The 12,006-nt window shown below is 50.5% G+C and carries 8 protein-coding genes and 2 pseudogenes; 7 read left to right on the top strand and 3 right to left on the bottom strand.

What is annotated here, in order from left to right; genetic code table 11:
* Positions 1-66 precede the first annotated feature (66 nt).
* The 6 genes from MLE27_RS08630 to MLE27_RS08605 all read left to right on the top strand — a co-directional run bounded on the left by MLE27_RS08630 (position 67) and on the right by MLE27_RS08605 (position 7,183).
* Positions 67-420 carry a DUF3024 domain-containing protein gene (locus MLE27_RS08630; RefSeq protein WP_243311663.1) on the top strand — a complete coding sequence of 118 codons (354 nt, stop codon included), beginning with the start codon at positions 67-69 and terminating at the stop codon, positions 418-420.
* A 33-nt stretch (positions 421-453) separates the two neighbouring features.
* Positions 454-2,415: an ATP-dependent helicase gene (locus MLE27_RS08625; RefSeq protein WP_341482515.1), complete on the top strand. Its 1,962-nt coding sequence runs from the start codon at positions 454-456 to the stop codon at positions 2,413-2,415.
* A 910-nt stretch (positions 2,416-3,325) separates the two neighbouring features.
* Complete coding sequence (gntH, locus tag MLE27_RS08620; RefSeq protein WP_243311661.1) at positions 3,326-4,537, top strand: guanitoxin biosynthesis MBL fold metallo-hydrolase GntH; 1,212 nt, start codon at positions 3,326-3,328, stop codon at positions 4,535-4,537.
* A gap of 51 nt (positions 4,538-4,588) precedes the next feature.
* Positions 4,589-5,710: an MBL fold metallo-hydrolase gene (locus MLE27_RS08615; protein ID WP_243311660.1), complete on the top strand. Its 1,122-nt coding sequence runs from the start codon at positions 4,589-4,591 to the stop codon at positions 5,708-5,710.
* Positions 5,711-5,739: 29 nt separating this feature from the next.
* A complete protein-coding gene (locus MLE27_RS08610) occupies positions 5,740-6,771 on the top strand; it encodes a fumarylacetoacetate hydrolase family protein (protein ID WP_243311659.1) in 1,032 nt (343 codons plus the stop codon).
* Between the two features lie 31 nt (positions 6,772-6,802).
* Positions 6,803-7,183, top strand: coding sequence for a carboxymuconolactone decarboxylase family protein (locus tag MLE27_RS08605; RefSeq protein ID WP_243311658.1), 381 nt, complete (start codon positions 6,803-6,805; stop codon positions 7,181-7,183).
* Between the two features lie 973 nt (positions 7,184-8,156).
* Here the strand turns inward: MLE27_RS08605 and MLE27_RS08600 are convergent.
* Positions 8,157-10,487: a glycoside hydrolase family 78 protein gene (locus tag MLE27_RS08600; RefSeq protein ID WP_243311657.1), complete on the bottom strand. Its 2,331-nt coding sequence runs from the start codon at positions 10,485-10,487 to the stop codon at positions 8,157-8,159.
* A gap of 414 nt (positions 10,488-10,901) precedes the next feature.
* Positions 10,902-11,150 (bottom strand): annotated as a pseudogene (locus MLE27_RS08595) (integrase core domain-containing protein); the annotation flags it as partial.
* A 38-nt stretch (positions 11,151-11,188) separates the two neighbouring features.
* Between MLE27_RS08595 and MLE27_RS08590 the strand changes: the two are divergent.
* Positions 11,189-11,785: an IS3 family transposase gene (locus MLE27_RS08590; protein ID WP_243311656.1), complete on the top strand. Its 597-nt coding sequence runs from the start codon at positions 11,189-11,191 to the stop codon at positions 11,783-11,785.
* Between the two features lie 5 nt (positions 11,786-11,790).
* Here the strand turns inward: MLE27_RS08590 and MLE27_RS08585 are convergent.
* Positions 11,791-12,003 (bottom strand): annotated as a pseudogene (locus tag MLE27_RS08585) (transposase); the annotation flags it as partial.
* Between the last annotated feature and the right edge of the window lie 3 nt (positions 12,004-12,006).

The raw sequence follows: 12,006 nt of genomic DNA, 5'->3' as shown, positions 1-12,006 counted from the left end.
GTTGGTCCTGGTGCAGGGTCTGAAGCATCTTCTTCGCACAACCTTTGAACGGTTAATATCAATGCTATGCCAATCAGCGAATTCGAACATGCTCGCCTGGAGAAACTTCTACAGAAGTTCTGCGAAGAACAAGGACCACCTGCCCATATCCGCGATCAACTCCGCTGGGGCTTCCGGGTGGACCAGGAGAAGCAAACCATTGAACTTTTCGAAATCCGCCCTCATTTCATGCACAAGGGAAAATTGATCGAGGGCATGGTCGCCAAGGCTGCATACGTGAAGAAGGCAAAGGTCTGGAAAGTTTACTGGATGCGGGGAAATATGAAATGGACCCGTTATGAGCCTTGTCCTGAGGTTCAGACTGCCGAGGAGTTCTTGAGGGTGGTCAAAGAGGATGCCTGGAACTGTTTCTTTGGGTAGCAATTGTTTTTTATAAGAACTTTTTACAAGTGAATGGTAATTTCAATGCCAAACTCAGAGTGTTTTCACTGGTCCCATGGCCTAAATGGACAAGCACTAAGGATCGCACGAGCTGAAGAAAGTCCACTTCGCGTTCTGGCAGGCCCAGGGACTGGAAAAACTTTTTCACTCATGAGGCGCATTGCTCGTATTATTGATGAAGGCACATCACCAGAAAGAATCCTTGTTTGTACATTCACCAGGACAGCAGCAAAGGATTTGCAGTCAGAGTTGAGACGCCTAGGTGCCGCTGGATGCTCGTCTGTTATAGCTGGAACATTGCATTCATTCTGCTATCGTGCATTAAATAGGGCCGGGGTGTATGAACTTATTGGGAGAATTCCAAGGGCATTGCTCGAATTTGAAAAGAGATTCTTGCTAGAAGATTTAAAAAGAGGAAATTTTGGAACCATAAACCAAATGAAGAAAGCTATCCAGGCGTTCAATGCTTCTTGGGCAAGGTTGCAACATGAAGAACCAGGCTGGCCTGTCGAAGTCAACGACAGGCTGTTTCATGAGGCAATAATCGATTGGCTCGCGTTTCACCAGGCAATGTTGATTGGTGAAATTATCCCAGAGACCCTACGTTACTTTAGACTCAATCCCCTTGCCGAAGAGCTTAGTCAATTTAGCCATGTTCTCGTAGACGAATATCAAGATTTAAACAGAGCGGAACAAGTCTTGCTTGACCACATCTCCAGCAATGGTTCTCTAACCGTTATTGGCGATGAAGATCAGTCAATTTACTCATTTAAGTGCGCACATCCCATGGGGATATCTCATTTTGAGGATTATCATGCTGAAACTACAACAGAAACTCTTACTGATTGCCGTAGATGTCCGCATTTAGTTGTAAACCTTGCTAACTCACTGATCAGCCACAACCGATCTCGCGCGCAGAGGCAACTTGTACCTTTTGACGGCAACTCGTTAGGTCAAGTTCTCGTCGTTCAATGGGGCAGCATTGAAGAAGAAGCGACTGGCATAGCACGGTTCATCAAGACGAAGATTGAATCAGGAGAAGTCGACCCTGGGCGCATTCTAGTCCTTTCCCCGATACGTCAAATAGCACAGGCAATACGAGAAAGTCTGTCACTAGAAGGGATTCCATCTTTGAGTTTTTTTCAGGAAGAACTACTTGATGGCAATCCGTCTAAAGTCGCAGAATCATATTCTCAACAGTCTATGTGCTTGTTAAAGCTTATCGTTAACCCTGATGATAGAGTTGCACTGCGGTGCTGGTGTGGCTTTGGTAGCCCAACGCTTAATAGCAGAGCATGGGACAATTTGATAACTTATTCGAAAGACAACAGTTGTTCTCCTAGGGTCGCCCTAGATCGCCTTGCGTCTGGGCAGATACAGATTTCTTACACTTCTCCTGTTATTGAAAGATATCGTTTGCTTTTGTCTGCTATTGAAGATTCCTCTAGGCAGACCGGAGCTGATTTTATTGAATGGTTATTCCCGTCTGGAAACGAATGGGCTGACCCTTTTAGATACTTATTACGCGACATTGCCACTGACAATGTTACCCCAGAAAGCGTCCTTGATCATTTACAAACTGCGGTCACCCAACCAGAATTGCCGACAAAAGTTGACTATGTAAGAATCATGAGTTTGCACAAGTCAAAAGGATTGACTTCTGACCTTGTTGTAGTTGCTGGCTGTGTGCAGGGGCTAATCCCGCGTAGATATAATCCTGATAAAACTGACTTGTCCCAATCGGAATTCGACGAAGAGCAACGACGTCTGTTTTATGTTGCCATAACTAGAACGCGGAACATACTGGTATTATCGAGTGTAAACAGGATTTCATTGCACGATGCGCACAGAATACAAGCTCAGGTTGTGCCTATTCAATACCAAAGTGAAGGGCGAGCGATAACTTCTAATTTCATTTCTGAGCTAGGCCCACAGTGTCCTCGCCCTGTCAATGGGAGGGCTTTAGTTGAATAACACTTTTGTGCGCAGGATCCTGCGCATGCGGTTCAGCTTGCTCGCTGAGCCAAAACCAAATGGTTTGCCTTCATCGAGGGTTCGGAACTAACTGGGATGGGGTCAGCGGCGAGGAATAGACTGTTATTGTCAATAACTTCAAATGCTTGATCGCATCACAGCTTTCTCGGTTCCGTACTTTCTCACTTCTCCCCTGTGAGAAGTCCACACGCGGTCCACACCCTGGGGCGAACACAGCACCTCTCTTGATCGTGGTGCTCGGGTAAAAATCAAAGTATTTGAAGGTGTTTGATAAAGTGTTTAAGTCGGCTCGGCCACTCTCACGCCGCTAACAGGGGTTCAAATCACCCGAGTGACGCTAAAAAATTTAACTTGTTAAGATCACCCTAACCCTGCCAGGAACAGGTCACAGGAGCTGTCTGGGATCGGCTTCAAATTATGGTGAAACCGGAAGCGCAGGATCCTGCGCATGGAGTTCGGGGGGGAGATGGGCAGAAGGAGGGCCACACGTGCCCAGGAAGAAGCAGCGCACGACAAACCTCCAGAGGATGCCCACCCAGCCCTTGTAAAGTCGGTTCTACAAAGTTAAATAGCGGGAACTGTCGGTATAGGTACAGGGAAATGTTGGCGGGATATTCTTCTATACTCTGCCCAAGGGATCAGAATGCCCACAGAGGGAATCAATCCTATAGCCTGCCATTTTAGAGGGTACTCCGGGCTGCGGATGCCTCGCTCTTCCGACCAACATCTTCCCTATTCTAATTTTGCTGGGATTGTCCTGTAACCTGTCCGCCCCAGGTATGCTTTTTGGGTACTTTCAATGGGCTATTCGCATCATGCCGCTTGTGTGGTGCGGATTGCATACAGTGCAAACAAACTGAAGAATCATAGCATTTCACCGGGAGACTATATGGTCAAGCATCTCTTTGTTATCTTAGTGTTCTTGCTTATTCCGTGCTCGCCATTTGCCGAAACAGGATCTTTCGATGATAAAAGTCTACAAGAAATTTCGGGAAAATCAAAAAAGAAAGAGCAAGCCAGGACTATTAATAGTAATACAAAACTTGCATATGAAGGATCTACTCAGCCACTGACGACTACGCCTGTCGTTGGAACGCCACGTCTCAAATATAATGCCACGTTTGTACCTGGAACCGAGTCTTTGGCTCCTGACGAGGTCCGTGTAACCATCCTCGGCAGTGGTGATCCTTTCGTTAAGCCAAGCCAGGCGTCAGCCTCTGTGCTTATGGAGGTGGGAAATGATGAACGTGATTTCTTTTTTTTCGATCTTGGCTCAGGAGCATTGGCACACTTCAATGGGCTGAAGCTTCCGGTCACCGCGACAACGAAAGTGTTTCTGACGCACCTCCATGCCGATCATGTTGGGGATATGCCAACTTTAATATGGAGCCTCGCTAAGTCCGGAAGGTCAGCTCCCGTTGAAGTCTGGGGACCTGCAGGTGAAACTGAAAGGCTTGGGACTCTCGCGTACACGAAGCATCTAGAAGCTGCCCATGCGTGGGACACGGAAACCATGAAAGGGCATCCCGGAGAGGCGGGAGCGCGTACGATAACTACTGAAATTCCGTACGACAAGCCGACAGTCGTTTATGAACGCAATGGAGTAAAGATATCGTCGTTTCCTGTTGTTCACAGCATAAAAGGCGCGATCGGCTATCGGCTCGACTACCGGGGAATATCGGTCGTGTTCTCTGGTGACACGCTTCCTTGTGAGACGATTGTAGAGGCATGCAAAGGGGGCGTAGACCTTCTTATCCACGAGTCCTTTCCTTCAGCCCCTGTTTTCGCAAAAAAAGCTAACGTCTCTGTCGAGCACGCAGAAATAATTGCAAACAAGGGGCACACTACTCCTGTAATGGCGGGAAAAATTTTCAAGAGCGCCAATGCTCGTATGTCTGTGATGTGGCATCTCGTGGTTGATCATGATACGGTTGGACCAGCCTACCAAGAAGTCTGCAGCCAACATGATGGGCCAGTAACTATTGCGCAAGATCTGACTGTCTTCAATATCACGAAAGATGCCATAGTCACTCGCCAAGCAGTTGTTGACCCTGTGGCTTGGCCAACTTTTCGCTCGTCAAATCCAGGTCGTAACAAATGATAAAAGTGACGACTGGATTTGCTAAGCCGAACCTCCGCATCTTCGGAGACTATGTTTTTGCGCTTCGTTGCATTTGAGATTTTCAACTGCAAAATATCAGTAAATGCAATCATGGCATATTTGTTATGCCGAAAGACTGTAGATGTTTTTTCAGAAAACATACTACAGCAGCAAAATCCCAAAGGAGAACGTCCGATGGAAATGAAGCAGATTAGCGCAAGCTGCTATGCGATTATGAATGAGAAAAATCGCGTATGTGACGCTAACTCCGGATTTATCAACAGGGGCGGCGGCGTTGTCGTTGATACTCAGTCAGACTTGGCCCATGCCCAGCAAATGATCAATATGCTGAGCAAAGTGTGGTCAGGAAGTCCGAAACGCGTGCTCATCACACATGAAGATGGTGACCACGTCTGGGGCAACCAACTCTTCCCAGGGGCGGAGTTCATAGCCCATCAATCAGTTCCTGAGAGAATGAAGCACGTTGCCAACCCGGCAGAAACCCAGCACCTGTTGCACGGTGTCGCGAATGAAACCACTAGGATGGCGATCCAGCAAGCCCATCCGGGTGTAGTGGCCCTTGGACAGCAATTGTTAGAAGACTACAACCTCGACGGCATTGAACTTGTCATGCCGACAACGCTGTTTGACGAGCGTTACAGTGTTGACCTGGATGGCATGGACGTCCAAGTGATTTACGTTGGACCATGTCACTCTGCAGGAGATGCGATAGTGTTTATGCCAGATGAAGGAGTATTATTTGCTGGCGATGTAATTTTTCAGCAATGCACACCTATGGGATGGATTGGCTCGTATGAAAAATGGTTTAAGGCTCTTGATCTGATCATTCATTTATCCCCTAAAGTTATCGTTCCAGGGCATGGTCCATGCTGTGGCGTTGAAGGGGCTGTCGCAATGAAGGAATACCTCCAATACGTTCGGAATGAATCAAAGAAATGTTTTGATGCAGGCATCACGTCGCTAGAGGCTTCAAAGCGCATTGAGCTGGGGCCATACGTTGAATGGCGTGCTCCTTGTCGGTTATATATGAACGTCGAGCGGGCTTACCGTGAATTTCGCGATGAGCCGATGAACGCGCCTTGGAACGCACCAGAGGTATTCGATGCTCTCTACGAAGTGGCAAATGCTCGAGGGCTCAAGGTTGAGTACTAAACATAAACTTAACCTATAGGAGCATTGCTATGAAACTAATTCGTTTTTCTTCGGCAGAATCCACCACGCCCCAATTTGGTGTCGTTGTTCGGGAGAAGGCTATCTCGTTTGCTGTGCTTCAAAACAAAGCAGGGAACTCCTCTGCCTTTTTGGCAGACAGTCGGTCCTATCTATCCAACCTTCCGGATAGTGAGCAGGTAGCAAAGGAACTGCTCTCATGGGCTGAAACACACCTTGAAAATTTTGCCAAGAGTGAATGCCATCCTCTTGATGAGGTTCATCTTTGGGAACCGGTGGATGTTACAGCTCTTTTCGACTTTGGACTTACGCCACAACATCTTAAGAACTCAGCTGAAACTCTCATGAAGTATGAGAAGGACAACCCCCAGACAGCGCCACTACTGCAAGCGTTTGCGAAAGCAATCTTAGCCCCTAAACCAACGCCCGCACCAGGTCGACCAGTCCCTCTGTCTTATTATAAATGCAATATGAACACTATCGTTGGTAACGACATAGTTGTTCCTTGGCCTGCTTACACTTCGCGGCTGGACATTGAGCCAGAGCTGGCTGTTGTATACGGAAATGAAAGACAGCCTGTTGCAGGGTTTTGCATATTCAATGATATCTCGGCCCGTGACGTCCAGGCTACAGAGTTCATCGGTGGATTCTGCCTAACCAAGGACATGGCTAAAGGGAATCAACTTGGACCTTATTTGGTGACTCTTGATGAGGTTGGCGACCCGTACAACCTTGAAGTGACCGTTCTCGTGGATGGGCAAGTCAAATACAGAGGGTCGACTTCGGAAATTAGCCATAAAGCAGAGGATATTTTTGCTTGGCTGACGTTCATCGCCCCCCCCAAGCCCGGATCAGTCATGGGCTTCGGAACCATTCCCGGATGCACGGGTTGCGACTTTGACGACTTCCTTGACCCCGGTGCCGAAGTTCAGATCACTATTGAGCGACTCGGAACACTGAAATGCAGCTTTGGCAAGCCAGCTGGCAAGCTGTTGCCGAGCCGATGGCCGGTCCGTGAACAGTTAAAGCCTTATCACGAATAACAAAACATTGACTATAAGAACGGAGACAATGATGTCCCAGGACGACTCCCGATACGATCGTGGGCTGGAGACTATGCGATCAATCTTCGGAACGGGGATTGAATCTGCGCTTAAAGGCCTTGCTGCAACGAGTCCTGACCTTGCACGCTGTCTCGTCGAGTTTCCGTTTGCAGACATCTATCCGCGCCCTGGTCTTGATTTAAAGACTAGAGAGATGCTCACTGTGGCTGCCCTTACCGTCATAGGCTATGCTCAAGCGGAGTTAAAGGAACACATCCAGGGAGCCCTGAACGTTGGCTGTACCCGAGAGGAAATTTTGGAGATAATTCTTCAGATGGCTGTTTACGCAGGTTTTCCTGCTGCACTTGAAGCAGTTAAAACAGCAGCTTCTGTATTTGAGGAGAAACGGTAGTCTTTCCGAGTCGGTATGGTGCGCTACTTGTTGGTCGGTGGAGCAAGCACCCTGCCAACTGGCTCTCCCAAATCACGCTCAACCACTTCGGGTCCAGCAGATCAGTCGGGCCTGTCCCGACTCCGAGGTGGCAAGGTAAGCAAGGCAGGGAGTGAACTGGATGTGAGGTTCAGCCTCAGGGCGAATCTTCAGCAGTTCCTCCCTCCTTAGGGTTGATTACCTCGAGCGCTCCTTGGCCTTCTTCCACTTCGTCAGGCGGTTCAGCTGGATCATTGAGCCAAAACCAAATGGTTTGCCTTCATCGAGAAATCAGAACCATTTGAGATTAGTTCGTCGGTGAAGATCAATCTATTATTGTCAATAATTTCATCGTATAAGCGACGTCATTGATTTCTCGTGTCCGTACTCGGCCACTCCTCCCCTGTGAGAAGTCCACACGCGGTCCACACCCTGGGGCGACCACAGCCCCTCTCTTGCTCGTGGCGCTCATTCAAAAATCAAAGTATTTGAAGGTGTTTGAGTAAGTGTTTGAGTCGGCTCGGCCACTCTCACGCCGTTAACAGGGGTTCAAATCCCCTTGGGGACGCCAAAGAAATCAACGGGTTAGGATGAAAATCCTAACCCGTTTTTCTTTGCGGAAACGGTTACGGAAACGGTTTGTCGAGAATAGTTGCTCTACCTTCGTCGCTCTTCGCTTTCGAATTATGCCTATACGCCTTCAGATCACTTGGCAGACTTCTGCTTGCGTCTGCCCTTCTAAGCGCAGCAAATGACCTCCCACAATTACCTCCCAACACAAGGGAAAAATGTCAGAGCGGCCCTGTTATGTAGGAATGTTTTTAAGGGGGGATGGCCAACCTTTGTGTGTTTGCGGGACGAAGTTGACAGGCTGGAGGAAACCGGTGTGGCGCAGGAAATTCAAAAATTGGACTTGGGTTCTGGCCCACTTGAATTTTTCGCTATGTCTTCCTGTTCAGGGGGCCGAGAGCAAGATCGTCAGTGGCAGGAATAAGGGCCTTGCATAGGTAAACGATGTCGAAGCCCAAGTGCTTACGTTCCCGGCTTGATCTTTGCTGCGCACGCGCCAATACCATTTGCCGTACTTGTTGAGGGCTTCATTCGCGGCCAATTGGTACTTGGTCTGCCCGTTGACGCTCACTTGCACGAGCGGCTGGTTGAAGTCTGAGTTGTCCGCAACCTCCACAAGGTAGGCAGTGAAGTCTCCCGCAGTTGTCCAGGTCAGGGTCGGGCGCTTGTTTGTCACCTTGTTTGGGTTACCCGCCTCCGGGATCGTGGGCATGTTGGGGTCCACAAACCAGGTGTATGTGGTGGGGGTGGAATAGGATTGCCATATATACCACTGATCACACCCTACGATATCAAGCGTGTGGGATCCTCCCTGGACGGTGAAAATGATGGGAGTGTTTATGCCCGCAGCGCTACTCCAGGAGCTTCCATCCAGCCTATATCTATACCAAGTGATATTCGTGCTGTCCACCGTCAGGGAATAGTTTGTCTGGTTAGTGGGTGAAGCAGGTTGACAGGTGAGTGAGGCGGCAACGGTCATGGCCGTTCCAACCTGGATACGGTTGTTATTCGTATCCGCCACGTAGACGTTTCCCGATGCGTCTAAGGACATACCATAGGGATAATTAAATTGCCCGCTGCCTGAACCCTGGGTGCCCCAGGCGGCAAGAACGACGCCGGACGGAGACAGCTTCACGATACGATGGTTGCCTGTGTCCACAACATAAACACTACCTGACGCGTCTACGGACACACCTGAAGGGCCGTTGAACCGCCCAATTCTGGAACTCAGGCTATCCCAAGTGTCCATGTAACCGCCGGACGGAGAGAGCTTCACGATACGATTGTTGCCCGAATCCGCCACGTAGACGTAGCCTGAGGCGTCCACAAACACTCCCGAAGGGAAATGAAATGATAGATAATCCCATTTGGCCAGGACGACGCCGGATGGAGACAGCTTCACGATGCGGTGGTTATACGTATCTGCCACGTAGACGTAGCCCGAGGCGTCCACAACCACTCCTGAAGGGTAATTGAATTGCTCACTGGAATCGTAACTTCCCCACGTGGCCAGGACGACGCCGGACGGAGACAGCTTCACGATACGATTGTTGCCCGAATCCGCCACGTAGACGTAGCCTGAGACGTCCACAAACACTCCCGAAGGGGAATAAAATTGCCCGCTGCCGGAACCGTAACTTCCCCATGCGTCCAGGACGACGCCGGACGGTGAGAGCTTAATGATACGATTGTAATTAGTATCCGCTAAGTAGACGTTGCTAGAAGCGTCCAAGGCTAGCCCCCGGGGGAGATGTAACTGGCTGCCCCAGACGTTTAAAAAAACTCCGGCTGAGGACAGTTTCACCATGCGGAAATTGCCTGAATCAGCGACGTAGAGGTTGCCCGAAGGGTCCACTGACACTCCACGGGGGCCATAGAACTGTCCATTGCTGGAACCGTAACTTCCCCAAGTGGCCAGGACGACGCCGGACGGAGATAGTTTCACGATACGACTGTTGCCCGAATCCGCCACGTAGACGTAGCCCGAGGCGTCCACAACCACTCCAAAAGGGAAATAAAATTGCCCACTGCTGGAATCCTGTCCCCAAGTGGCCAGGACGACGCCGGATGGAGACAGCTTCACGATGCGGTTGTTATACGTATCTGCCACGTAGCAGTTACCTGAGACGTCCACGGACACACCCTGGGGGAAATGAAATTGCCCGCTGCCGGAACCCTGGCTGCCCCAAATGGACTGGAAAACACCGGATTGAGACAACTTCACAATGCGATGGTTGGCTGAATCCGCCACGTAGACGTAGCCCGAGGCATCTACGGACACGCCCTGGGGGGCATTAAAATTCCCACCGCCGGAACCGAAACTTCCCCACGTGGCCAGGACGACGCCGGACGGAGAGAGCTTCACGATACGATTGTTGCCCGAATCCGCCACGTAGACGTAGCCTGAGGCGTCCACAAACACTCCCGAAGGGAAATTAAATTGCCCGCTGCCGGAACCCTGGCTGCCCCAAGTGGCCAGGACGACGCCAGATGGAGACAGCTTCACGATGCGGCTGTTATTAGTGTCCGATACGTAGACGTTGCCTTGTCCGTCATTTGCCGTATTCTGGGGAGTAAGAGATACGTACGTGAAATCGCCGCTATTCTTGGGGGCTAACTGGCTGAACTGCAGGGTGGTTTCGCCCCTGACGGGTAAAGTCAAGGCCAGGAAAGCAAGAAGAAACAAGCCGACGCGCGAGAAGCCGCTCCTTTGCATGGTCCACCTCGTTTGGTTCATCCTTTCGGTGGGTTGCCACCCTGAAACCGAACAATAACATGCAACATGTCGGTATGCAGAACTGAGCGCATGGCTCCAGATTTGCAAAGCTAACAATTAAAATTATATTATAATAATTTGGCTTTGTCCAGCATGAATCTCGGCAATGGTATGCTACCGCTCTATGGTAGAATTGGAGTTGTCGTAGTTAAATGTGATATTCATCTGCGGTGAAATCGCAAGGCGTGGTGAAAGGTATTGCTGTTGGAGCTCAGCCCAAAAGCAAAAAACGACGAAGGTAATCCACGGAGCCGCTTCGTCATCACCGGCCAGCAGCCTTCGCTTTTTCGTCGAACCTGTCGCTCAACAGCATGTTGTCGGAACCGGTTAAGCGATCGTGTAAACCTCCCATCGTTAGTGCCAGTCGAAAGTTGAGACCTCGGGCGAGTTGATGGCGAGGTACTCGGAGGGGGTGAGATCTCCGAGCGACTCATGGGGCCTCTGCTCATTGTATTGCTTCAGCCAGACTTCCACGATTTCCCTGACTTCGCTCGGTCTGCTGAACACATAGAAATCCAGCACCTCGTGGCGAAAGGTCCGGTTGAACCTTTCGATGTACGAGTTCTGCGTTGGCTTGCCGGGCTGGATGAATTCCAACACCACACCACGTTGAGCGCGTCTATCGCCAGGAAGGGCTGTCGTTGCGTCAAAGGCGACGCAGAAAACGTCCGAGTCACCTGCGTCTCGTGAGGCCAGGTCCGACTGAAGCAAACCAGCATTGGGCCATGGATTTTGTGAGCGACAGCTTGGCCGACGGGCGGCGTATGCGGATTCTCACCGTGATGGACCTGTGGGACCGACGAAGCCCCTGCCTGGAGACGGATCGTTCCATCACCGGGGAACGTGTCGCCAGGCGGTTGGACGCACTGCGCCTTCAAGGGCAGTGTCCTCAGGTCATCCGGGTGGATAACGGGCCGGAGTTCACGAGCAAGGCGCTGGATCGGTGGGCGCACGAACATGGCGTACGCCTGGAGTTCATCCGCCCGGGCAAGCCGACGGACAACTGCTTCATCGAAAGCTTCAACGGGCGATTTCGGGACGAATGCCTGGATGCAAACCTGTTCACGAATCTCGCGGAGGCTAAGAGGGTCATCGAGGAGTGGCGGCAGGACTACAATACCCTGCGCCCCCATGGTTCTCTTGGCGGAATGAGCCCGGATGAATACAGAAAAGCCGCGACAGGGGAAAACCTAAACAACCAGAGTCCGAACTTAAGCGCGGTATACCCGGAGGGGTAAGGTCAGGCGTACATCTGCTTCAGGCGACTATGCTCGGCCTCAAGCTCCTTCAAACGGCGCACGTCAGACGCCTCCATGCCGCCGAACTTGGTCTTCCACTTGTAGAATGTCGTCGAGCTAACGCCGTTCTCACGGCAAATGTCCGAGACTGGGCGACCAGCTTCGGCCTCTTTGAGCATCTTGACGATCTGGCTTTCTGAAAACCGAGATTTCCGCATCGT

The organism is Fundidesulfovibrio agrisoli, from assembly GCF_022808715.1.
GTDB lineage: Bacteria > Desulfobacterota > Desulfovibrionia > Desulfovibrionales > Desulfovibrionaceae > Fundidesulfovibrio > Fundidesulfovibrio agrisoli.
This window is presented reverse-complemented; position numbering and strand designations above follow the sequence as displayed.

Excerpts from the sequence above, each read along its gene's own strand:
- MLE27_RS08615 (WP_243311660.1), top strand. The coding sequence starts at position 4,589 with ATGTTTTTGCGCTTCGTTGCATTTGAGATTTTCAACTGCAAAATATCA.
- MLE27_RS08600 (WP_243311657.1), bottom strand. The coding sequence starts at position 10,487 with ATGCAAAGGAGCGGCTTCTCGCGCGTCGGCTTGTTTCTTCTTGCTTTC.
- MLE27_RS08605 (WP_243311658.1), top strand. The coding sequence starts at position 6,803 with ATGTCCCAGGACGACTCCCGATACGATCGTGGGCTGGAGACTATGCGA.
- MLE27_RS08610 (WP_243311659.1), top strand. The coding sequence starts at position 5,740 with ATGAAACTAATTCGTTTTTCTTCGGCAGAATCCACCACGCCCCAATTT.
- MLE27_RS08625 (WP_341482515.1), top strand. The coding sequence starts at position 454 with ATGGTAATTTCAATGCCAAACTCAGAGTGTTTTCACTGGTCCCATGGC.
- MLE27_RS08630 (WP_243311663.1), top strand. The coding sequence starts at position 67 with ATGCCAATCAGCGAATTCGAACATGCTCGCCTGGAGAAACTTCTACAG.
- gntH (WP_243311661.1), top strand. The coding sequence starts at position 3,326 with ATGGTCAAGCATCTCTTTGTTATCTTAGTGTTCTTGCTTATTCCGTGC.